This is a genomic window from Achromobacter sp. SD115 (assembly GCF_017355315.1).
GTDB classification, from domain to species: domain Bacteria; phylum Pseudomonadota; class Gammaproteobacteria; order Burkholderiales; family Burkholderiaceae_B; genus Achromobacter; species Achromobacter xylosoxidans_B.
In genome coordinates this window covers 62,687-84,797 of the sequence record NZ_JADIJM010000029.1, presented here as the reverse complement: position 1 = coordinate 84,797, position 22,111 = coordinate 62,687, and the positions used below count along the sequence as shown (strand labels likewise).

Genomic DNA, 22,111 nt, shown 5'->3' with positions numbered 1-22,111 from the left:
GTCAAAATTGTAGTCTGACACCATTTTTCCGAAGGACCATCCAGCTGGGAGCAACTAACCGGCTTAACGTATTAAAGCCACCATTTTAGTCTGGCACCTTTACTTCATTCATCGAACGACATCGCTATCCCACCAACGCCTTGTCAAGCGAGGTTTCCGTGGGAATTGACTATGACGGGGTTCTATATGAATTGGAAGCTGAGAGAGGATATTTTTAAGATCTTCATAGCCCTTTATTGAAGTCATCCCCTTTTCTTCCCAGGCAGAGTCAGAGCCGAAATTATTGAATTGAATTCCAAGATTTCTGAGTGAATGCACAAATCCATTAAGATTATTGCTTTCAAAGGGATGCTCTGGATTACCATTCATACCCACATAGTTCCACCCTAGCAACCAGTACGGGAATGGACGTCCTTTTACCGAAAGTGTTGTAATTATTACGCGAGCGATCGCATCCACTATTTGCGCAGGTTCCAGTCGATCAAGTTGAGAATAAATGGAATGGTCGCGATTTTTTGCATGCGTCACTTCGTTACGAATTTCTTGAAAATCCTTGAAACAATAGATTAAATTCTCAGGAATTTCGACTGTCCTGCCGCATATCACCGACGGCCAATTTCGGAGCTTATCCTCCAATTTTCCTCTTCGGAGCTCTTTTAAAATAACATCTTCATCAAGTCCATCATGTGTAAGCTTCTCCCGCATCATCGAATTTAAGAAAGCTTCGAAGCAGCATACAGAAAAATATGTACATGCGCGTAAGTGGTGGTATTTTTTAAAATCGTTATTTGATTCTTTAGCCAACGCGCTCTCATAAACCGCGGATGAATAATAGTGCCAAGTTATATTTGAATTAAATCGCCAATATTCGCCGCTCATATTTTTCTCTCACTCAATTCACGATTTTGGAAGAATTATTTTAATATTAGGAACATAGCAAACGCATAGCCCACATTTTTCGGCGAGTTGACTGCCATATCAGACGCCTGGTCCTTTGAGTGCTCGAATCATATTCAAGGTAGCTTCAGTGAGTCGACGATTCCTTGGGATACCCAGACTTCCGGCAGGCGTAGACGCGAGCTTCGCAACAAACTCGCACGACTCGTAGATAATGTCACGCACATCATTCCAAGTAATATTAAGCGGCGCAAAAACGTCCTTGGCTGTCAGACGTTTTTCCACGTGCGCCACCGTCTTGTATCGTACTTTCAGAAGTGGTCGAGCACGTGAAGCCAACCCAGCGAACTCTGCTTCAAGAGCAGCAAGCGCGCTTATGTCGGCCGTCGCCTGCACAGATGAAAAATATGTAGGAATGGAAGACGAGTCGGACCTTGGATCGAACAAATGAGCGAAGTTAACAAAAAAAGCCGTATAGTGCGCATCGTAGGAGGCAAGAAAGAAATCACTATGCTCATTCATCACTGCTACGAGATGCGGCTTGGCCTCGCTAGCCTGTGCCCACCAGACATCGAAATGCACCTTTGCTGCGATGGCTGAATCTATCAGGTCGCCAAGAATCTTCGAATGAGTCATTCCGAAACCCTACGTCGGATTTAAGCGGGTGGAGGCTGGCTAGGCGTTCTACATAAGAGCAATGTTAAACAAGGTATCAGGCTAGCTTATTTGTAGTCTGACACCTATTTTCCACTCAATGCCATAAGCCGCAAAAAATATGAGCAACGTGCGCCACAACCGGACTTGACGCCCGAAGAAGCGCATGGCGCCTAGCCAGAAGGCGATCGGGGCTGCCAGCGTGAGGGTATGGTTGACGACGCTCATCACACTCCAGGCGGGTCCGCCTTCAAGCAGTTGCAGAATATAGGCCAACGCCAGCAAGAGATTGCCTGCGGCGAAAAAATCCATCCTCATCCTGTTGCCGGGCAAGCGGTGGCTAATCAGTAAGAACATGACCGAAAAGCACAATAGATGTGCACACAGCATGGCGACGAGAGTGGATGCAACCATAACCTTGACGTGGAGAGACGCGAAAAGTCCTGCACTGGAGCCGCAAAATCATAGGCAGCGACATTAACCGGGGAAACCCGAGCCAGGTCAAGTGCTATGTGCGACTTCATTCATTAAGGTGGAAATCAATTCCGAGGCGGTACGCGCCACGGTGGAACGACTTGGGTAAATCCTCAGGGCGTGATCCCCGTATGACGCAATCCGTGGAGAGCTGCCATTGGCCGATAAGAGACCGTGCGGCAGCTATCGACCTGAGAAGTCTCGCCAATAGTCGCCAACGAGCCATCTACCCTCCTACAGCCCGTTCCAGTCGCAGGGTAAAATGCGCCCCCCATGCGCTACTCCAACTTCGACCAATGCCTCGCCGCTCTCGGCGCCCTGCCCGTCCACCGTGGCCGGCTCCTGCGCGTCTGGCTGCAAGGCCAAGCGCTCGACACCGGCACGCGACGCCGGAGCGCCGAGCACTTTCTGCCTCTCGCGCTGCGCGACGCCGTCCCCGCCTTGACCGCAGAACTGGACGCCCTCGCCCGCGTCCGCTCCGAACACGCCGGCAGCGACGGCTCGCGCTTGCTGGTCGAACTCGCCGACGGACAGATGGTGGAAAGCGTGCTGTTGCCGCGCGACGGGCTCTGCGTCTCGACCCAGGTCGGTTGCGCGGTCGGCTGCCGCTTCTGCATGACCGGCAAGAGCGGCCTGATCCGCCAGGTCACGAGCATGGAAATCCTCGCCCAGGTCGTGCTGGCGCGGCGTCAGCGCGCGGTGAAGAAAGTCGTCTTCATGGGCATGGGCGAACCGGCGCACAACCTCGACAACGTGCTCGAAGCCATCGACCTGCTCGGCACCGAAGGCAATATCGGCCACAAGAATCTCGTGTTCTCCACCGTGGGCGACCCGCGCGTGTTCGAAGCCCTGCCGCAGCAACGGGTCAAACCCGCGCTGGCGCTGTCGCTGCACACGACCAAGGCCGAACTGCGCGCACACCTGCTGCCACGGGCGCCGAAGATTGCGCCGGAAGAACTGATCGAACTGGGCGAGAGATACGCCCGCGACACGGACTATCCCATCCAGTATCAATGGACGCTGCTCAAGGGTGTCAACGACGGCGACGACGAACTTGATGCGGTCGTGCGTCTGCTCAAGGGCAAGTACGGGGTGCTCAACGTCATTCCCTTCAATAGCCTTGAAGGGGATGACTATCAGCGGCCTGAAACCGAGCGCATCCGTGAAATCGTCCGCTCTCTGCAAAGCCGTGGCGTGCTGACCAAGGTGAGGAATAGCGCCGGTCAGGATGTGGATGGAGGCTGTGGGCAGTTGCGCGCTCGGGCTGTAGGCGCAGCGCAGGTGGTTGAGCTGCGCCGCATGCGGATCGCAAAGCTGGAAGCTACCTAGGACGGCACCGCCCTTAGTCTGGGCCTTTCTCTGCTTGCGGATTCACGGGCAGTTCCACAGAGAGTCGCCCTGTCAGTTAGTCACAGATGGAATTTTGTAGGTCCCATTTTGAACCGCCTGCTGAGCGCTTCTGGGATCGTATTCCCAATGCCATGGCTCATCACTGACGGTGCGAACGAACCCATACCGAGGCGCGTTCTGTTTTAGCCATTCATAAACCTCGTTGCCGTCCGCGCCCGCGACAGCGATATCGATGGCGATCCCGTTTTGGTGGTTCGAGTTGCCGGGCTTCGCAGCCAAATTGAATCCGGGAAGACGCTTGACATACCCATCCCACAACATCTTCTGCTCCGGATAGGATCGGAACCCGCTATTGATGGTGAGGTTCACATCCGACGACTTCGCCTTGCCTACCATTTCCAGATATGGCGAAACGGTATCAATAGAAAGACGCTCAATTTCCATTGTCGAATCGACTATTTCGACGACGTCAATCTGGCCAATGTAGGCGCCATGCGACCATGCGGCGTTAGGACCGAACTTTCCGCTTCCAGCCCCGGGTTTGAGCAGATCGAGGGTCTCATTGATAAACGAGCCCTCGAAGTTCTTTGCCGAGGTCCAGCCAAGTGGCTCGCCGTTTTCTCGGATGGCATGCGCGAACAGCGCGATCTTCTTTGCTCCCGTCTGCAAGCGCTGAATCGCGTCAACACGTACGACGGTCCCTTTCTGTATTATTCGGATTTTTCCGTTGGCCGTTTCGAAAGCCATGAGATTGTTTGCTTGCCTCAACCGCGCGTCGGGATCCGAGACGGTGAAGCTGTTGCTGAGATAGCTACGTTCAAGCATAGGTCCTCCATTTAGGCGCTTGCCTGAAATCAGATCGGAACACTACGACACACCTAGCTTTGCAAATAATAAAATTGATGCCGGACTAAAATTTACGCAGTACCCAGATAGCGAAACTGTAGTTCGACTACCACTTCCCAAGCGCAGATCAGCCAACCAGCAGCAGACCGGACGGCTTTAGAATTCGGCCGCATGGCCGGCGTTGTAGCCTGATCAGTTATCGACCCGGGCGCGGAGCTTTTCCAGAAAGTTTTCGACCGAACTGGACTTGATAATGGAGCGAAAACTCGAAAGATAGGTCTGCTGAACGGACATCCCGCTCATATACATTTCGACCACCTGCCATTTACCATCAATGTAAAGAAGTTGAAACTCCATGGTGAACTCGTTGGCCTTCGATTTCGCCGAATAGTAAATGCAGTCTGCCGTTTTCAGCGTGAGGCAGGTGATCTGAATCACAGTGGCCGAGCCTGGCTTACTTCGGAACATTTCCCCAGACTCCAACACAAACTGCGAGGGCAACGGGCCCTCGTAGGCGCCTTGTAAGGTCCTCATCAGCAACCGGCTATAGAGTTCAACGGCTTCTGCCTGCCTTGGCGGCGACATTGTTCCCCACTGCGGTCCAAGCACAACCCGCGTCATGGTCTCGGTTGCTACCAGGCGCTTGAAGGTGGGGCCAACACGCTGAGCGAACGCTTGCTTGGTCTCCTTCTGCGGGCTCGCTGTAGCTAGAAGTGCCGCTGCAACCTTCTTGGCATCGGCATCCGGTTTTTGAGAGGGCTGCGCGGTTCCACTTCCGGGCGATCCCACCAAAAGCAAGCCCAGCAGCAGAAGTTTCGGAAGTACGTTTTGCATCTTTTTTCATCCAGCAGCCGTGGAGAATGCACGCGTCCTACGCAAGACGCCTGTGCTCGATGAGCAAACCGCGGGTCGCGGGGCGCTACTGTTTAGCGTTCGCGGCATCCCCGCCAGGCTTTGCAGCGTTGCTGCCAGCCTTTAACTTCGCGCGTTCCGCGTTGCAGTCAAGTTCCAGCACCACTTTCCCCGAGTCCTTTTCCGTGACCTTCGATGCCAGCTTCAGGTCTTTCGGGTTGCCCCGGTCCTTGCATGCTTCGTATGCATAGCCTTTTGCGGAAGCGAGTAGCAACCCAGGATGGCTCGGAGCGGTAATCGCCGCTTTCCACTGGCCGGATTGTTCCTGCCAGTACGCCTGATACTTCGTAGTGTCCTGCGGCGGGTTTGTTGCGGCCTGGCGTTCCTTGGTTTTGGCTCGCTCCGCGTTGCAGTCCAGTTCCAGCATGACCTTCCCGGTAGCCTTCTCCGTCACTTTCGCGGCGCGGTTCCAAAGCTTGGGAATACCGCGATCCAGGCAGGCCCGATGCGCTGCCCCTTCCGCAAAATTCAGATCGGTCCCAGGTTGGTTTGCCGCAGGCCCCTTCCACACTCCCGCAGGATCCTGCCAGGTGGCGATGTATTGCGCGGCAGCCGGACCCGCCAGCAGCATGCCTATCACGGCTGCACCGCATAGCCAATTCTTCATGATCGCCCCCCCATTCATTTTTTGAACGAGTAGGTTATTCGTGATCGCGGTGGAAGTAACTAGCCCGGAAGGAGCAATCCAATCCTTCTAGCCGATACGCAGCTTCCCCGGATCGAGGAAATGAGGGTGCCAGACTACGATTCCGCAGCATAGGCACCGAAGTTCTTCTAGCCTAGCTACCTTAGTCTTAGGATAGCGGTCGGCGTGATCACGCCACTCAATACCCCCGCCCCTGCCTGGAAAGGGAATTCTGCGGACTCGTCATGCCCTCGCGTTTCTCGACCAGAAAATCAATCAACGCACGCACCTTGGCCGGCATCTGGGCCCGAGTTGGCGCATAGATATAGAACCCCGCGAAGGGCTTGCACCAGTTGTGCAGCACACGCACCAGCGCGCCGGACTCCAGATGTTCCCGGACGGCGATGTCGATATGCTGCATCAGTCCGGCGCCTTGCAACGCGGCACGGATCATTCCGTCGTCGTCGTTGGTGATGATGCGGCCCTGAGGCTCCACGGTGAAGGTGTGGCCGCCGGCCTCGGGCGAGGTGAATTCCCACGGGTGGATCGCACCCCGGGTCTGCCTGAAACGCAGGCAGTTGTGCCGGGACAGGTCTGCCGGTGTGACGGGCGAGCCATGTTGCTCGAAGTATGCGGGCGTGGCCACTACCGCCATTTCCAGCGCTGGCGTGATCGGCACCGCCACCATGTGTTCGGCCAGGCTCTCGCCTATGCGTATGCCGGCATCGCAGCCTTCGGCCACGATGTTGGCCAGCGCATCGTCCATGACCAGTTCCAGTTGCAGCCTGGGGTAGCGCGTACAAAACTCCTGCAAATGGGGTTCCAGCAGCGTTTTTGCCGCTACGCGCGAAGTGTTCACCCGCACCAGCCCGGAAGGTTCGTCGCGCATGTCGTGCATGGTGCGTACCGTGCGCTCCACCGCGATCAATGCCGGGTACCACACGTCATAGAGACGCTGGCCTTCTTCGGTGAGCGACATGTCCCGCGTCGTGCGGTACAGCAGCTTGACGTTCAGACGGCGCTCCAGTGCCTTCACGTTCTGCGACAGATTGGCCCGGGAGACCCCCATTTCAGCCGCCGCCTTGGTGAAGCTGCGGTGATGCGCCACATGGGCGAACCAGGCCAGGGACGGAAGCAGTGACGGGTCCATGCAGCGCTCATTGTCAATTTAGAAATACTACTGTAGTTCGGATTGAGGGCTATGGCTAACCAAATGCACGGCGTACAGTGCATCCATCGGGCTTGGGCTTGCGCCTTCAGAGAAAAGTGGCCCGGCAATTCCTACTCAGCGGCCACCAGGAGCGCACCATGCAAAGCGTCAAGATCAAGCACACCTATTGGGACATCGCGGCGGACCTGCACTTCCCGCCGGACTTCGACAAAAGCAGGAAGTACCCGGCGATCATCAGCGCGCACCCCATAGGAAGCTGCAAGGAGCAGACCTCGGGCAATGTCTACGGCGAGGCCCTGGCCAAGGCAGGTTTCGTCGTGGTCGCCTTCGATGCCAGCTTCCAGGGCGCCAGCGGCGGCGAACCGCGTTTCATCGAAGACCCCACGCTGCGCGTCGAGGACTTTCGGGTGGTGTGCGACTACCTGGTAACGCTGCCCTATGTGGACGAAGAACGCATCGGCGTGCTGGGCATTTGCGGCGGCGGCGGCTACTCCATCAACGCCGCCATGACCGAGCGCCGGATCAAGGCCGTGGGCACCGTCACGGGCGCCAACTATGGCCGCCTGATGCGCGAAGGCTTCAGTGGATTTGATCCGATCGGCGCGCTGGAGGCCATGGCCAAGCAGCGCACGGCCGAGGCCCGGGGGGCCGCGCTGCGCGTGGACGACCTGCTGCCGCCCTCGCCCGAGGCTGCCAAGGAAGCGGGCATCAAGGAAATTGACGTGCTCGGCGCCACCGAGTACTACCGCAGTGACCGTGGCCGCGCGCCCAATGGCCTGAACCGGGCGCTGTTCTCGCACCAGTCCGCGGCCATAGGCTGGGATGCCTTTCACCTTTGCGAGACCTTGTTGACGCAGCCCCTGATGGTGGTGGTCGGCGATCAGGTCGGGGCCTTTGGCGCTTACCGCGATGGCTGCGAGATCATCGGCCGCGCCGCCTCGAAGAAGAAGGAACTGGTGGTGGTCGAAGGCTGGTCGCATTACGACCTGTACGACAAGCCCGAGCCCGTCGGCCAGGCGTTGGCCAAGCTGGTCCCCTTCTATCAGGAAAACCTGTAAACGCAGGCGGGCGCGAGCCTGCGGCTCCCTGGCTTTCTGCGAGAACTAGCCATCGGCCCTGCCGGAGACGGCCGGGCCGATTCATTTGGAGAGGAACAACATGACCAAGGTATTGATCCTGGGCGCGAGCGGCCAGATTGCCCGCTGGGTCGTACAGATGCTGGGTGAGCGCAAGAATATCGAGCAGACCCTACTGGTGCGCGATCCCAGGAAGCTCACCAGCACTGAACCCACCAACGCCAGGATCGCCATCGGCGATGTGATGGATAAGAAGCTGCTGCCCCAACTCATGGAGGGGCAGGATGTGGTCTATGCCAATCTGGCGGGTGACGTGGACAAACAGACTGCGCACATCCTGGCGGTGATGAGGTCCAAGGGCGTCAAGCGCCTGATCATCGTGAACTCGCTGGGCATCTATGACGAAGTTCCGGGCAAGTTCGGCGAATGGAACCTCCGTGAGATCGGCCAGTACCTGCCGCCGTACCGCAAGTCAGCGGATCTGATCGAGGCATCCGATACCGACTACACCATCTTGCGCGCTGCCTGGCTGCAGGACGAAGAGGAAGTGGACTACGAGATCACCGGCCGGGACGAGCCATTCAAGGGCACGGAAGTATCGCGCAAGAGCGTGGCAGCGTTGGTGGTGGAACTGGTGGCTCACCCTGAACGGCTGGTGCGGGCCAACGTGGGGGTGAACAAGCCCAATAGCGACGGCGACATGCCCGCTTTCGTTTGATTCGAAGCGTCTCTACTCAGTTCCGCCCCCTACTCCGCCCAAGCCTTCAATCATCCCCTCCCCCCGACGCATTCCTCGCCTCCGCCAGCGCCACCGTCAAATGCATCACCTTCTTCTTCAACTGATCCCTCTCATCCGTCAGCCGAGTCAGCAATTCCCGTAACCGCGCCACCTCGGCCGGCAAATCAGCAATATTCTCAATAGGAATATCCGGCACAGCCTCCCGCGGCGGCGGCGCCTTGGCCTGGCGGACTTCCCGGGCAGCTTGCTGCAATTCCTTCCTGCCGCCAGCCACGGCCGCAGCCTGCCGCTCAGGCGGCAACGTCGACACCGCCGCCGCAGCGTTGATGGATATCGCCCCATCCTTGACCGCCCGCACCAGTTCCGGCGCGGCAGCCTTCTGTATCTTCTCGATCTGCCCCAAGGTATTGCTGCTGATCCTCGCAGCCCGGGCCAAAGCCTGTCGGCTCAGCGCCTGCGACACGACTGCAGCCGGCAACGGCGGCGGTTCGCCGGAGTCTTCGTCCCAAGGAGGATCGTCGGGCGCGGGCGCGGAGGCGGTGCGCCCCTGCAGGATCTCCTTCTTGCGCAGCGCCAGCACCCCGCGCTGGAAGTCCGACACGCTGCGCCGGCCCAGGTGGTTTTCGATCATCCAGAGGTGCACGTCCTCGATGGATTTGAACGAGGTGTTCTGGCGGGTTTCGAACGGGATGCCGTGCTTCATGCAAAGCGCATGGCGATTGTGGCCGTCGACCAGCAGGTCACCCCACAGCACCAGGGCGTCGCGGCAGCCTTCGGCGAGCAGGCTGCGTTCCAGCGCTTCGCGCTCGTCGTCGGTCAAGGGGTCTATGTAGGCGCGCAGGCCCTCGTCTATCCTGATTTCCATGGTGTCCAAATACGGTTACGCCCAGCCCGGTACCTATACGAGGCCCCGGCATCTGTCCTAAGCCAGCCCCTGCCCCCGCAGCACGTCCTGGATTGCCGCCAGGCGCGCCACCGGATCGGTCATGGCGAGCAAGGCGGCTTTGTCGTCGGGCGGCAGCGGCAGCAGTTCGCACCAGCGGTCGGCGACCCAGCCGCTGTCATCCAGCCGGAACGGCGGGCCCAGGGGCATTCTTTCGGGGGACACGCCGTCTTGCTGCCATTGGGCCACCAGGCGTCCCAGCGCGTCGGCGCTGGGCTGCATGGCGGCCGGTACGGGCGCGGGCGGGTCGTCGGGGATGGGCTCGGCCTGGCCCATCCAAAGACCGTATTTTGCCACCTCGCTGGAAAGCAGCCGGAAGCGGCTGGTGCCGACGCAGCGCAGCTCCAGCAGGGCCGGCATGGGTGCGTCCCAGTCCGCGATGCGCGCCATGGTGCCTACCGGGGCCAGGGTCTCCGTGCCTTCCGGCGTGCGGACCTCCTGGCCCGACAACAGGCCGACCACGCCGAATTCGCTGCCGTCCGCGATGCAGCGGCGGATCATGTCCAAATAGCGCACCTCGAAGATGCGCAGGTGCAGCACGCCTGCGGGGAACAGCGCGTTGGATAGCGGAAACAGCGGGATCAGAGACATGGCGGCCTCCTATTTCACGATGAATGCCTCGTCGACGGGCACCTGCATGGCGGTGACCATGGCGTTGGTCTGCGCGGCCATGCCTATTACGCCCAGCAGTTCGGCATGCTGACCGTCGGTCATGCCCTTGGCGCGGGCGGCGGCGGTGTGGGAATGGATGCAGTAGGTGCAGCCGTTGGCGGTGGACACGGCGATGTAGATCATTTCGCGCACCAGCGGCGAGAGTTCGCCGTCGGCCATCATGACCTGCTTGAGCTGGCCCCAGACCCGCTCCAGCTGCGGCGGATCGTTGGCCAGGGCGCGCCAGAAGTTGTTGACGAAGTCCGACTTGCGCGTGGCGCGGATGTCCTCGAACACGGCCCAGGCTTGCGGGCTTTGGCGGACGTCGTCGTCGGACAGCAGTTTTACGGTGCTCATGCGGCGCTTTCCTGAAAACTAGTTCAATTCGATGAAAAGACATGTCACGCGCTCGCCATATCGCGCGGCGCGCGCTTGCCCTATGATGTAGCGCGGTTCGCGGCGCTCAGATGCTGCGGCCGTCGTACGGGATGCGGGGCCAGGCGTTCAGATCCACGTTTTCCAGGCAGCGCACGTTCACCGCCGCTGTCTCTTCGCCCTTGGCGCCCACGCCGAAGCCGAATGGCGCGCAGCCGCAATTGGCGCAGAAGTGGTGTGAAATCACGTGCTTGTTGAACCGGTAGGTCGACATGCCGCTGGCGGGCGTGGCAAGGCGCACGCTGGCGCGGGGCACGAACCACAGCAGATAGCCTTTGCGGCTGCAGTGCGAGCAATTGCATTCCAGTACCTGGGACGGTTCGCCATCGACTTCGAACGCGATCTGTCCGCAATGGCAGCTTCCTTTCAGCATGGCCGGGCTCCTTCGTTAACGTCGGGTCGGGCTTCCATCATAGAGCGGCGCCGGCCGTCGTGGCGCGGTCCGCTCGTCACCCTGGAGACATCATGCCCCAACTATCCGCCTACCTCAGCTTTGACGGCAATTGCGCCGAGGCCATGCACTTCTACGAGCGCGTGCTGGGCGGGCGGATGGAGGCCATGATCCGCTATGCGGACGCCCCGCCCGACGCCGCCATGCCGGTCTTGTCGGACGAAGATGCCGGCCGTATCATGCACGCCCGCCTGGGCCTGGACGAGCAGACCCTGATGGGCAGCGACGCCACTGCCGGGCATCCCTACCCTGGCAAGCAGGGTGTGGCGCTGTCCCTGGCCTATCCCACGGTCTCGGACGCGCAGCGCGTATTCGACCTGCTGGCGGATGGCGGCAGCATCACCATGCCGCTGCAGAAGACCTTCTGGGCCGAGGCCCATGGCTCGCTGATAGACCGCTACGGCACGCGCTGGATGATCAGCGGCGGGCGCGTTTCGCACTAAGAAAACCAAGGCGGCATAGCTAGCCGCCCTCCACGGAGCAACACTCGATGACGCATGGAATACATGGCAAGCAACGCTGGTGGGCGCTGATGGTACTTTGCCTGGGCGTGTTGATGATCGTGCTGGACACCACCATCGTGAACGTCGCCCTGCCCTCCATCCGCGAAGACCTGCATTTCACGGAAACCTCGCTGGTCTGGGTGGTGAACGCCTACATGCTTACCTTTGGCGGCTTCCTGCTGCTGGGCGGGCGGCTGGGCGATCTGCTGGGGCACCGGCGCATGTTTCTGGTGGGCCTGGTGGTCTTCACCGTGGCCTCGCTGGCCTGTGGCCTGGCGCAGAACCAGGCCCTGCTGATCGGCGCGCGTGCGGCGCAGGGGCTGGGCGGCGCGGTGGTGTCGGCGGTGTCGCTGTCGCTCATCATGAATCTGTTCACCGAAACCGGGGAACGGGCGCGCGCCATGGGCGTGTATGGCTTTGTCTGCGCGGGCGGCGGCAGCATCGGCGTGCTGTTGGGCGGGTTGCTCACCAGCGCGCTGTCCTGGCACTGGATCTTCCTGGTGAACCTGCCTATCGGCGTGGTGGTCTATGCGCTGTGCCTGCGGCTGATTCCGGCGGCGCCGCCCGCCGCCGCGGGCGCCCGATTGGACGTGGCCGGAGCGCTGAGCGTCACCGCCTCGCTGATGCTGGCGGTGTATGCGGTGGTCAACGGCAACGAGGCCGGCTGGACGTCGACGCAATCGTTGACCCTGCTGGGCGCGGCGGCCGCGCTGATGGTGCTGTTCCTGACCATCGAGGCGCGGGTGGAATCGCCGCTGATGCCGCTGGGGCTGTTCCGCCTGCGCAACGTGGCCACGGCCAACGTTGTCGGCGTGCTGTGGGCCGCGGCCATGTTCGCATGGTTTTTCGTGTCGGCGCTGTACATGCAGCTGGTGCTGGGCTACAGCCCCATGGAGGTCGGCCTGGCGTTCTTGCCGGCCAACCTCATCATGGCGGCGTTCTCGCTGGGCCTGTCGGCCAAGCTGGTGATGCGCTTTGGGATCCGCGGGCCGCTGGCCACGGGCCTGTTCATCGCCGCGCTGGGGCTGGCACTGTTCGCGCGCGCGCCTGCGAACGGCAGCTTCGCGGTCGATGTCCTGCCCGCCATGCTGCTGCTGGGCCTGGGCGCGGGCGTAGCCTTCAACCCGATGCTGCTGGCCGCGATGAGCGACGTGGAGCCTAGCCAGTCCGGCCTGGCGTCTGGCGTAGTGAACACGGCTTTCATGATGGGCGGCGCCCTGGGCCTGGCGGTGCTGGCCAGCTTGGCCGCGGCGCGTAGCGCGGGGTTGGCGGCGGCTGGCGTAGCGCCGACCCTGGCGCTGAATGGCGGCTATCAGCTGACCTTCCTGGCGGGCGCCCTGATCGCGGGGCTGGCTGCTGCGCTCAGCGCGCTGCTGGTGCGCACGCGCAACCACGAACTGTCGGTGCAGGCCGGTTCCAGCCACTGAGGCTGATGGCCGCGTGGCCCCGGCGCGACCGCCGCCGGGGCCCTCGCGCCGCTACTTGCGCGGCATCCAGTTCTCAGCCAGCTTCACGAAGGCGCTGGCGCCGATGGGCAGCAGCGCGTCGTTGAAGTCGTAGCTGGTATTGTGGACCAGGCACGGACCTTCGCCATGGCCGGGCTCGCGGTGATCGCCTTCGCCGTTGCCGATGAAGCAATAGCTGCCGGGCACCTCTTCCAGCATGAAGGAAAAGTCTTCGGCCGCCATGATGGGCGCCTGCACCAACACGCGCTCCTGGCCCACCACCTGGGTCAGCGCGGTGCGCATGAAGGCGGTCTCGGCTTCGTGGTTGATGGTCGAGGGATAGTGCCGCGTGAAGACGAATTCACATTGCGCGCCGAACATGCCGGCCACGTGCTGCGCGACCTCGCCCATGCGGCGCTCGATCAGGTCCAGGGTTTCGCGGGTATAGGCGCGCACCGTGCCGCGCAGTTCGCAGGTGTCGGGGATGACGTTGACCACGCCGCCCGCCTGCACCGTGGTCACCGAAATGACCGCCGTCTCCAGCGGCTTCTTGTTGCGGCTGATGATGGTCTGGAAGGCCTCGATCATCTGGGCCGCCGCGGGAATGGGATCGATGGCCAGATGCGGCATGGCCGCGTGGCCGCCCTTGCCGCGTATGGTCACGTGGAATTCGCTGTTGGACGCCAGCACCGGCCCTGCTGACGAGGCGAAGCAGCCGACCGGAATGCCGGGCATGTTGTGCATGCCGTACACGGCTTCCATGGGGAATTTCTCGAACAGGCCGTCGCGCATCATTTCGCGCGCGCCGCCGCCGCGCTCTTCGGCGGGCTGGAAGATCAGGTACACGGTGCCGTCGAAGTTGCGATGGTGCGCCAGGTGCTGGGCCGCGCCCAGCAGCATGGCGGTATGGCCGTCGTGGCCGCAGGCGTGCATGACGCCGGGATGCTTGCTGGCGTGGCTGAACTGGTTGACCTCGTGCATGGGCAGCGCATCCATGTCGGCGCGCAATCCCAGCGTGCGCCCGGAGTCGCCGTTGCGGATCACGCCCACCAGGCCAGTCTTGCCGAAGCCGCGATGCACCGGGATGCCCCAGCTTTCCAGCAGCTGGGCCACCAGGTCGGAGGTGCGGTTCTCTTCGAACGCCAGTTCCGGATGCGCATGGATGTCCCTGCGGATGTCGCGGATGGACGGGGAGTTTTCAACAATCTCTTCGATCAGGTTCATAAGATGCTGCGGGCCCCGCAAGCGGAGCCCCGGATACCAGGGTTGGAAGTAGGAAGTTCAATCGGGCTTGATGCCCAGCTTGCGCAGCACGGGACCGGAAGTGTCCCGCTCGGCTGCGACGCGCTGGGCGAAGGCCGCCGCCGCCAGATGGTACGGCAAGGAGCCGTGGCTGGCGTACATCTGCTTGAGCGCGCCGTCCTGCTGCGCGCGGCCGATTTCTTCGTTGAGCCGCTGCACGATGGCATCCGGCGTGCCGGCGCGCGCCGCCACGCCCAGCCACACCGCGCCCTCGAAGCCCGTGAAATGGCTGGCCGCCAGCGTCGGCGCCTTGCCGAAGGCCGCGTCGGGCACGGTTTCGCTCATGGCCAGCACGCGCAGGCGTCCTTCCTTGACCATGGGCTCCACCAGGGCGGTGCCGGCGAAGTAGATTTCCGTGTCGCCCGCCAGCACCGAATTCAGCGCACCGGTGCCGGTCTTGAACGGGACGTGCATGATGTCGACGCCGGCCTGTTCGCGCAGCATCTCGAACAGCACGTGGGGCGGGCTGCCGTTGCCCGAGGACGCGTAGTTCAGCCGGCCAGGCTTCTGGCGCGCCAGCGCCAGCAACTGGTCCAGGGACTTGGCCTGCAGCTTGTCATTGACCGTCAGCGCCATGGGGATGACCGCCAGCGGGCTGACCGGCTGCAGGTCGCGCGCCGGATCGTAGGTCAGGGCCGGAAAAATATAGGGGTTCCACACCAGGTGGGCGTTGGTGACCAGGGCCAGCGTGTGGCCGTCGGCCGGCGCGGATTTCAGCTGCTGCATCGCCAGCATGCCGCCCGCGCCCGGCTTGTTTTCGACCACCACGGGCTGGCCCAGGGCATGGTGCAGGCGTTCGGCCAGGGGCCGGGCGAACAGGTCCGGCAGGCTGCCGGGGCCGCCGTTGACCAGGATGGTGACGGGCCGCGACGGCCAGTTGTCGGCGCTGGCCACGGGGCTGGCGGCCAAGGCGGCCAAGGCGGCGGCGCAGGCCGCAATATGGCGCAGCACCGATCGCAGCAAAGGCCGGCGGGCGGGCGTTTCGGACAGATTGCGGGTGCGCAGCCGGGCATGCCGGACGTCGTGTAGCCGTGTCACTGCTAGTCTCCTGGCGCGTCTGCCGCCGGCTGAGTGCCGATCGTGATCGCGACGCCTTTTTTCTACGATAAGCAGCATAAATCTCGGCGTCAATAATTTTTATCGAGATTTTTTTATCACAGTGATAAAGTAGCCCCATGTCAGACGGTGCCACTCTCCCCCCGCTTGCCCATTCCGCCTCGGCCAACACCCTGGTCGGCGCGGCCTATGTCAACCTGCGCCGCGACATCATCCAGGGCGTGCATCCGCCAGGCTCGCGCCTGCGGGTCGAGCATCTGAAGGACGATTACGGCGTGGGCGCGGGCACCTTGCGCGAAGCGCTGGCGCTGCTGGTGTCGGACGCGCTGGTCATCGCGCAAGGGCAGCGCGGCTTCCACGTCACGCCGATTTCGCTGGAAGACTTCCGCGACATCACCGAGAACCGCGTGCTGCTCGAAACCCAGGCATTGCGCCAGTCCATTGCGCTAGGCGACGACGACTGGGAAAGCGCCGTGCTGGCCGCCTTCCACCGCCTGAGCAAGGCCGAACAGCGCCTGGCCGCCGACCCCGACACCCGCTTTGAAGAATGGGAGCAGCGCAACCGCGAGTTCCACCGCGAACTGATCCGCGCCTGTCCCTCGCGCTGGCTGCATCATTTCCTGGGCATCCTGTACCAGCAGGCCGAGCGCTACCGCCGCCTGACCGTCACGCGCAAACCTATCGCCCGCAATCTGGACGACGAACACAAAGGCATTCTGGACGCCACGCTGGCCCGCGATGCCGACCGCGCCTGTGACCTGCTGGCCGCCCACATCCGCCTGACCTACGACGCCGTGGCCCGGCTGCCGCCGGACCTGTTCACACCTGATTGAAAACCCGCAGGCCTGAGGCCGGGCCGTTATGCCGCGCCAGTTCGGTGCTGCGCCAGCACGTCATGCATGGCCCGCGCCGCGCGTTCCAACACCGGCACGGCGCGCAGCAGATCGTCGAGCATCACGCGCGCGGTCGGCGCATGGCAGGCCACCGCCGCCACCACCCGGTCGTCCGCGTCGCGCACCGGCACAGCCACGGCGCTCATCCCGCGCACGAACTCCTCGTTGTCGATGCCGATGCCGCGCGCCGCCAACCGTTCGAGCTCTTCCTCCAGCCTGGCCGGATCCGTCAGCGTGCGCGGTGTGTTGCGCGTCAGCGGCAGGCGCGCCAGCACCCGCCCGCGCTCCAGCCGGTTCATGGACGCCAGGAACAGCTTGCCGCTGGCGGTGCAATGCATGGGCACGTGGCTGCCCACGGCGAAGAACAGGCGCAGCGGCTCGGCCGTTTCGACGCGTTCCATGTAGATCACGCGGTCGCCGTCGGGCGCGGTCAGGTTGCAGGTTTCGCCCAGAGTGCCGACCAGTTGCGCCAGCACGGCACGGCAGGCGCGAGTGAATGCCGATGCGCGCAAGGTAGCCAGCGCCAAGGTCGCTGCTTGCGGTCCCGGCACGAAACCGTTCTCGGTGGGAGTCGCAGCCACGAAGCCGGCGCGCTGCATGGCCGCCAGCAAGCGCATCAAAGTGGTCTTGGGCATGTCCAGCCGCTGCGCCAGTTGCGCCAGCGTGGGTGGATGCTGGGCCCGCGCCAGATGGTCCAGCACCACCAGCGCGCGCAGCGAACGCGCGGCTTCCTGTTGGGTCGCGGCGTCGTCGGCCTGCTGCGCCGATGCTGCACCGCGATTTTGAAACTGAATCTGCATATTCTGTTCCACTTTTCCGCCCCTGCGCCTGTTGTGCTTTGTTCTGCGCGCGTGCTTCCTAGAATCGCCACAAATGACGGAGCACCCAAGCCCCGGCATCGATCCAGTATATAAGTGCGCCCCACAACGACAAGCAGGGTTAACGCGCCGTAGGCCAGGCGCGGCGCCCGGCTGCAGGGAGAGCTTGCGGACATGTCCGATACCGTGGATTACATCGTGGTTGGCGCCGGCTCGGCCGGATGCGTGATGGCCAACCGGCTGAGCGCCAGCGGCACGCATAGCGTCTGCCTGCTGGAAGCCGGCCCCAAGGACAGCAACCCGTGGATACACATCCCCATCGGCTACGGCAAGACGATGTTCCACAAGGTCCTGAACTGGGGCTACTACACCGACCCCGATCCCGGCATGCTGGACCGGCGCATCTATTGGCCGCGCGGCCGCACGCTGGGCGGCTCCAGCTCCATCAACGGCTTGATCTATATCCGCGGCCAGCGGCAGGACTATGACGCCTGGGCCGCCGCCGGCAATCCCGGCTGGAGCTGGGACGAATGCCTGCCCTACTTCCGCAAGCTTGAAAACAATGACCTGGGTCCTGGCCCCACGCGCGGCACCGAAGGCATGCTCAACGCCACCTCGATCAAGACGCCGCATCCCTTGGTGGAAGCGCTGATCGGCGCGGCGCAAAAGCTGGGCCTGCCGCATGTGCAGGACTTCAATACCGGCGACCAGGAGGGCGTGGGCTACTACCAGCTCACCACGCGCAATGGCCGCCGCTGCTCCACTGCGGTCGCCTACCTGCGCCCCGCCCAAGGCCGCAGCAATCTGCACGTGGAAACCGACGCACACGCCATGGCCGTGCTGTTCGAGGGCAAGCGAGCCTGCGGCGTGCGCTACCGGCGCGACGGCCAGGTGCACACCGTGCGCGCCCGCCGCGAAGTCGTGCTGTGCGCCGGCGCCTTGCAATCGCCTCAGCTGCTGCAGCTGTCCGGCGTCGGGCCTGCCGCCCTGCTGCGCCAGTTCGGCATCGGCGTCGTGCGCGACCTGCCCGGCGTGGGCGAGAACCTGCAGGACCACCTGCAAATCCGTCTGATCTACGAAACCACCCGCCCCATCACCACCAACGACCAGTTGCGCAGCCTGACGGGCCGCGCCCGCATGGGTCTGGAATGGCTGTTGTTCCGCGGCGGGCCGCTGGCCGTGGGCATCAACCAGGGCGGCGTGTTCTGCCGGGTCGATCCGGCCAGCCGCACGCCCGACACGCAGTTCCATTTCGCCACGCTGTCCGCCGACATGGCGGGCGGCAAGGTGCATCCGTTCTCGGGCTGCACGTATTCCGTCTGCCAGTTGCGGCCCTCGTCGCGTGGCCGGGTCCAGCTGCGCAGCACGGATCCCTTCGAGGCGCCGTCCATGCAGCCGAACTACCTGTCCACCGAACTGGACCGCCACATGGCCGTGGCCGCGGTGAAGTATGCGCGCGGGCTCGCCGCCACCGAGCCGCTGGCCGGCCTGATGAAGCGCGAGTTCCGGCCCGGGGCGGACGTGCGCACGGACGACGAGATCCTGCACTTCTGCCGCGAATACGGCGCCACGATCTTCCACCCGTCCGGCACCGCCAAGATGGGACCGTCCAGCGACCCCATGGCCGTGGTAGACGAGCGCCTGCGCGTGCATGGCGTGGCGGGACTGCGCGTGGTGGACTGCTCGATCATGCCCACGCTGGTTTCAGGTAACACCAACGTGCCCGTGGTGATGCTGGCCGAACGCGCGGCCGATTTCATGTTGCAGGACCTCAGGCAAGCACAGCCGCAGGCGCTGCGCGTCGCCGCCTGAATCGGAGATGACGGACCCCGGATAGCAGAACCCCCCAAGGCGCAGGACAACGCAGATTGCCCGACCGCCCCACCAAAGGAGACTAGACATGGCCAAGCAAAACGAAGCCGCGGTGCGCAAAGTCGTCGCCGCGTCGCTGATCGGCGCCACCATCGAGTGGTACGACTTTTTCCTGTATGGCGTCGTCGCGGGCATCGTGTTCAACAAGCTGTACTTCCCCACGGGCGACCCGACGATCTCGACCATGCTGGCCTATACCACCTTCGCCGTAGGCTTCATCACCCGGCCGCTGGGCGGGCTGATCTTCGGCCACTTCGGCGACCGCATCGGCAGGAAGAGCATGCTGGTGATGACGCTGATGATCATGGGCATCGCCACCTTCCTGATCGGGCTGGTGCCGACCTACGACAGCATCGGCATCTGGGCACCGATTCTGCTGCTTCTGCTACGCGTGTTCCAGGGCATCGGGCTAGGCGGCGAATGGGGCGGCGCGGTGCTGATGGCCTATGAATACGCCCCGCCCGGCAAGAAAGGCTTCTACGCCTCGCTGCCGCAGATCGGGCTGGCGATCGGACTGTGCCTGGCCTCTGGCACGGTGGCGCTGCTATCCACCCTGCTGACGGATGAGCAGTTCATGGCCTGGGGTTGGCGCATCGCCTTCCTGGCATCGGCCGCGATGGTGCTGGTGGGCATGTACATCCGCCTGAACATCAAGGAAACGCCCGAGTTCGCGGCGGTCAAGGCCAACAACGCCGAAAGCCGCATCCCCTTCTTCGACATGCTCAAGCGCTATCCGGGCAATGTCTTCAAGGGCATGGGCGCCCGCTACATCGACGGCGTGTTCTTCAACGTGTTCGGCGTGTTCTCGATCTCGTACCTGACGCAGACCGTGCAGATCACGCGCACCGAAGCGCTGATCGGCGTGATGGCCGCGGCCCTGGTGATGTGCTTCTTCATCCCCTTCTTCGGCCGCCTGTCCGACCGCATCGGCCGAACCCGGGTCTACTTCTGGGGCTCGCTCATCACTGCTGCAGCGTCCTTCCCCGGCTTCTGGCTGATGCTCAACAGCCAGGGCAGCGTGATGCTGATCTGGCTGGCCATCATCATTCCGTTCGGCATCCTGTACGCCGCCGTGTACGGACCGGAGGCGGCGCTGTTCTGCGAGCTGTTCGACGCCAAGGTGCGCTACACGGGAATTTCCTTCGTCTATCAGTTCTCGGGCATCTTCGCCTCGGGCATCACGCCCATCATCGCGACCGCGCTGTTGAAGACGGGCGGCGGCCAGCCTTGGCTGATCTGCCTGTACGTGCTGTTCGCGGGGGTGGTGTCGGCGATCTGCGCCATGCTGATCGGGCGTGGCGCGCAGCCGGCGGAACTGGAAGCGGCGGCAAATGCCATGCCGCGCGGGGGATTGGGCAAGGCCTGAACGTGAAAGCGCCGGCCATATGAGCCGGCGCTTTTATCTTGGGATTGCCCGCCTCAGGCAGCTGCCACCGGACGGCCGTAGAACGGATAGTTGGGATCGTTGTAGCCGTGAGTGGAAGCATGGCCCGGCGTGACCCAGTCATTGACGACGGCCTCGTCCTCGGCCGTGATCTTCACGTCCAGGGCCGCGTAGTAGTCCTCCATCTGCGCCAGCGTGCGCGGGCCGGCGATGACGGCGGTGATGACGGGATTGGCCAGCACCCAGGCGGTAGCGAAATGCCCCGCCTGCGTGCCACGGGCGGCGGCATGCGCCACCAGCTTCTGCGCGATTTCCAGGGACTCTTCCCGGAACTCGGTGGCCAGGATACGGCGGTCGCCGCGTCCGGCGCGGCTGTCGGCCGCGGGCGCCTGGCCCGGCAGGTACTTGCCGGTGAGCACGCCGCGCGCGATCGGGCTGTAGGGCACGACGCCCAGGCCGTAGTGCTTGCAGGCGGGCAGGATCTCGACTTCGGGACCGCGGTTGAGCATGTTGTAGTAAGGCTGGCACACCACGGGTTGCGGCACGCCGAGCTTTTCGCACAGGCGCATCACTTCGGCGATGCGCCAGCCGCGGAAGTTGGACAGGCCGAAGCTGCGCAGCTTGCCAGCGCGGATCAGGTCGCCCAGCGCCCACAGGGCCTCTTCGAGGTTTTCCTCGTGGTAGTCGCGGTGCAGGTAGAGGATGTCCATGAAATCGGTGCCCAGGCGCGTGAGGCTGTCCTCCACGCCGCGAATCAGCCACTGGCGCGAATAATGGGCCTGGTTCGGGCCTTCACCGACGGCGTTGCCGATCTTGCTGGCGAGCACCCAGTCGTGGCGCTGGCCTTTCAGCAGCTTGCCGACCACTTCTTCGGAGCGGCCGCCGTTGTAGACGTCGGCGGTGTCGATGAAGTTCAAACCATGGTCACGCGCGGACGCGACGACGCGGGCGGCTTCGTCGTCGGGGGTTTGCTCGCCGAACATCATGGTGCCCAGGCAGAGCGGAGAGACGCGGAGATTGCTGCGGCCGAGGCGGCGGTAGTTCATGGTTGGCTTCCTCTCATTCACGGAAATGGATTAGACGCGAGCATGCAACGGCAGGCCCGCGCCCGTCAAATTTGCACCTAAGGCATTGTTGGTTGGATTGTTGATGATCGGTTTTGTAAGGCCGGGGTTCTTGAACCGCCGGTGGCCGGACTGCGGGATTCCGATGCTCGCCCCAGTGGGGCTGCGCTTCGGATCCCTCCGCCCGGCCACCGGCTCACGGCATCTACCCCTGAACGGGTTCCGAAACCAATGCATTAGGCTCCTACCAGCCGAGGACCCCGGAGCCATCCGAAGCGCAGCCCCACCGGGGCGAGCATCGGAATGGCGCAGGGCAGCCTCGGCGGCTATAGAACGCTGACATCCGCAAGCTCGAAGCCCTGCCGCCCCCACTTCGATGTTGTGAGGCAGCGTTCTTGAACCGCCGATGGCCGGACTGCGGGATTCCGATGCTCGCCCCGGTGGGGCTGCGCTTCGGATCCCTCCGCCCGGCCCCCGGCTCAAGGCATCTGCCCATGGACGAGGTCCGAAACCAATGCATCAGGCGACTGTCAGCCGAGGACCCCGGAGC

General features: G+C 62.9%; 22 protein-coding genes and 1 pseudogene. 8 read left to right on the top strand and 15 right to left on the bottom strand.

What is annotated here, in order from left to right; genetic code table 11:
• Window positions 1-108 precede the first annotated feature (108 nt).
• The 3 genes and pseudogenes from IPU70_RS29175 to IPU70_RS29165 form a co-directional block, all read right to left on the bottom strand.
• Window positions 109-879 carry a hypothetical protein gene (locus tag IPU70_RS29175; RefSeq protein ID WP_207472634.1) on the bottom strand — a complete coding sequence of 257 codons (771 nt, stop codon included), beginning with the start codon at window positions 877-879 and terminating at the stop codon, window positions 109-111.
• A gap of 99 nt (window positions 880-978) precedes the next feature.
• Complete coding sequence (locus IPU70_RS29170) at window positions 979-1,533, bottom strand: hypothetical protein (protein WP_207472633.1); 555 nt, start codon at window positions 1,531-1,533, stop codon at window positions 979-981.
• Window positions 1,534-1,638: 105 nt separating this feature from the next.
• Window positions 1,639-1,965 (bottom strand): annotated as a pseudogene (locus tag IPU70_RS29165) (GGDEF domain-containing protein); the annotation flags it as partial.
• A 333-nt stretch (window positions 1,966-2,298) separates the two neighbouring features.
• On the opposite strand from IPU70_RS29165, the gene IPU70_RS29160 reads away from it, so the two are divergent.
• Window positions 2,299-3,354: an RNA methyltransferase gene (locus IPU70_RS29160; RefSeq protein WP_207472632.1), complete on the top strand. Its 1,056-nt coding sequence runs from the start codon at window positions 2,299-2,301 to the stop codon at window positions 3,352-3,354.
• A gap of 72 nt (window positions 3,355-3,426) precedes the next feature.
• Here the strand turns inward: IPU70_RS29160 and IPU70_RS29155 are convergent, their stop codons facing one another.
• The 4 genes from IPU70_RS29155 to IPU70_RS29140 all read right to left on the bottom strand — a co-directional run bounded on the left by IPU70_RS29155 (window position 3,427) and on the right by IPU70_RS29140 (window position 6,908).
• Window positions 3,427-4,200: a M15 family metallopeptidase gene (locus IPU70_RS29155; protein ID WP_207472631.1), complete on the bottom strand. Its 774-nt coding sequence runs from the start codon at window positions 4,198-4,200 to the stop codon at window positions 3,427-3,429.
• 213 nt (window positions 4,201-4,413) lie between these two features.
• Window positions 4,414-5,055, bottom strand: coding sequence for an ABC transporter substrate-binding protein (locus tag IPU70_RS29150; RefSeq protein ID WP_207472630.1), 642 nt, complete (start codon window positions 5,053-5,055; stop codon window positions 4,414-4,416).
• A gap of 85 nt (window positions 5,056-5,140) precedes the next feature.
• A complete protein-coding gene (locus IPU70_RS29145; protein ID WP_207472629.1) occupies window positions 5,141-5,740 on the bottom strand; it encodes a hypothetical protein in 600 nt (199 codons plus the stop codon).
• A gap of 217 nt (window positions 5,741-5,957) precedes the next feature.
• Window positions 5,958-6,908, bottom strand: coding sequence for a LysR family transcriptional regulator (locus IPU70_RS29140; protein WP_207472628.1), 951 nt, complete (start codon window positions 6,906-6,908; stop codon window positions 5,958-5,960).
• A 158-nt stretch (window positions 6,909-7,066) separates the two neighbouring features.
• On the opposite strand from IPU70_RS29140, the gene IPU70_RS29135 reads away from it, so the two are divergent.
• Entirely contained in the window at window positions 7,067-7,987 is a 921-nt protein-coding gene (locus IPU70_RS29135; protein WP_207472627.1) for an alpha/beta hydrolase, read from the top strand.
• A 100-nt stretch (window positions 7,988-8,087) separates the two neighbouring features.
• Window positions 8,088-8,723: an SDR family oxidoreductase gene (locus tag IPU70_RS29130; RefSeq protein WP_207472626.1), complete on the top strand. Its 636-nt coding sequence runs from the start codon at window positions 8,088-8,090 to the stop codon at window positions 8,721-8,723.
• Between the two features lie 46 nt (window positions 8,724-8,769).
• Here the strand turns inward: IPU70_RS29130 and IPU70_RS29125 are convergent, their stop codons facing one another.
• From IPU70_RS29125 to IPU70_RS29110, 4 genes are all read right to left on the bottom strand, one after another.
• Complete coding sequence (locus IPU70_RS29125) at window positions 8,770-9,609, bottom strand: hypothetical protein (RefSeq protein WP_207472639.1); 840 nt, start codon at window positions 9,607-9,609, stop codon at window positions 8,770-8,772.
• A gap of 57 nt (window positions 9,610-9,666) precedes the next feature.
• Window positions 9,667-10,278 (bottom strand): LON peptidase substrate-binding domain-containing protein, encoded by a 612-nt coding sequence (locus tag IPU70_RS29120; protein WP_088140795.1) that lies wholly within the window; start codon window positions 10,276-10,278, stop codon window positions 9,667-9,669.
• A gap of 9 nt (window positions 10,279-10,287) precedes the next feature.
• On the bottom strand, window positions 10,288-10,695 hold the full coding sequence (locus IPU70_RS29115) for a carboxymuconolactone decarboxylase family protein (RefSeq protein WP_207472625.1): 408 nt from the start codon (window positions 10,693-10,695) through the stop codon (window positions 10,288-10,290).
• Between the two features lie 106 nt (window positions 10,696-10,801).
• Window positions 10,802-11,146 carry a GFA family protein gene (locus tag IPU70_RS29110; protein WP_207472624.1) on the bottom strand — a complete coding sequence of 115 codons (345 nt, stop codon included), beginning with the start codon at window positions 11,144-11,146 and terminating at the stop codon, window positions 10,802-10,804.
• Window positions 11,147-11,238: 92 nt separating this feature from the next.
• Here IPU70_RS29110 and IPU70_RS29105 point away from each other — a divergent pair, with 92 nt between their 5' ends.
• A complete protein-coding gene (locus IPU70_RS29105; protein WP_207472623.1) occupies window positions 11,239-11,667 on the top strand; it encodes a VOC family protein in 429 nt (142 codons plus the stop codon).
• A 47-nt stretch (window positions 11,668-11,714) separates the two neighbouring features.
• Window positions 11,715-13,154, top strand: a complete 1,440-nt coding sequence (locus IPU70_RS29100; RefSeq protein ID WP_207472622.1) for an MFS transporter — start codon at window positions 11,715-11,717, stop codon at window positions 13,152-13,154.
• A 51-nt stretch (window positions 13,155-13,205) separates the two neighbouring features.
• Here IPU70_RS29100 and IPU70_RS29095 read toward each other — a convergent pair whose 3' ends face one another.
• Together IPU70_RS29095 and IPU70_RS29090 are read right to left on the bottom strand one after the other, a co-directional pair.
• On the bottom strand, window positions 13,206-14,396 hold the full coding sequence (locus IPU70_RS29095) for a M20 aminoacylase family protein (protein WP_207472621.1): 1,191 nt from the start codon (window positions 14,394-14,396) through the stop codon (window positions 13,206-13,208).
• 57 nt (window positions 14,397-14,453) lie between these two features.
• The gene (locus IPU70_RS29090; RefSeq protein WP_371819126.1) at window positions 14,454-15,512 is read right to left on the bottom strand and encodes a Bug family tripartite tricarboxylate transporter substrate binding protein; all 1,059 of its coding nucleotides are present in this window, start codon (window positions 15,510-15,512) and stop codon (window positions 14,454-14,456) included.
• A 137-nt stretch (window positions 15,513-15,649) separates the two neighbouring features.
• On the opposite strand from IPU70_RS29090, the gene IPU70_RS29085 reads away from it, so the two are divergent.
• Complete coding sequence (locus IPU70_RS29085; protein ID WP_207466776.1) at window positions 15,650-16,363, top strand: GntR family transcriptional regulator; 714 nt, start codon at window positions 15,650-15,652, stop codon at window positions 16,361-16,363.
• 26 nt (window positions 16,364-16,389) lie between these two features.
• Here IPU70_RS29085 and IPU70_RS29080 read toward each other — a convergent pair whose 3' ends face one another.
• On the bottom strand, window positions 16,390-17,235 hold the full coding sequence (locus tag IPU70_RS29080; protein WP_207472620.1) for an IclR family transcriptional regulator: 846 nt from the start codon (window positions 17,233-17,235) through the stop codon (window positions 16,390-16,392).
• 180 nt (window positions 17,236-17,415) lie between these two features.
• Between IPU70_RS29080 and IPU70_RS29075 the strand changes: the two genes are divergently transcribed.
• Together IPU70_RS29075 and IPU70_RS29070 are read left to right on the top strand one after the other, a co-directional pair.
• On the top strand, window positions 17,416-19,053 hold the full coding sequence (locus IPU70_RS29075; RefSeq protein WP_207472619.1) for a GMC family oxidoreductase: 1,638 nt from the start codon (window positions 17,416-17,418) through the stop codon (window positions 19,051-19,053).
• A gap of 88 nt (window positions 19,054-19,141) precedes the next feature.
• Complete coding sequence (locus IPU70_RS29070; protein WP_207472618.1) at window positions 19,142-20,479, top strand: MFS transporter; 1,338 nt, start codon at window positions 19,142-19,144, stop codon at window positions 20,477-20,479.
• A gap of 53 nt (window positions 20,480-20,532) precedes the next feature.
• Here IPU70_RS29070 and IPU70_RS29065 read toward each other — a convergent pair whose 3' ends face one another.
• The gene (locus IPU70_RS29065; protein WP_207472617.1) at window positions 20,533-21,543 is read right to left on the bottom strand and encodes an aldo/keto reductase; all 1,011 of its coding nucleotides are present in this window, start codon (window positions 21,541-21,543) and stop codon (window positions 20,533-20,535) included.
• Window positions 21,544-22,111 lie beyond the last annotated feature (568 nt).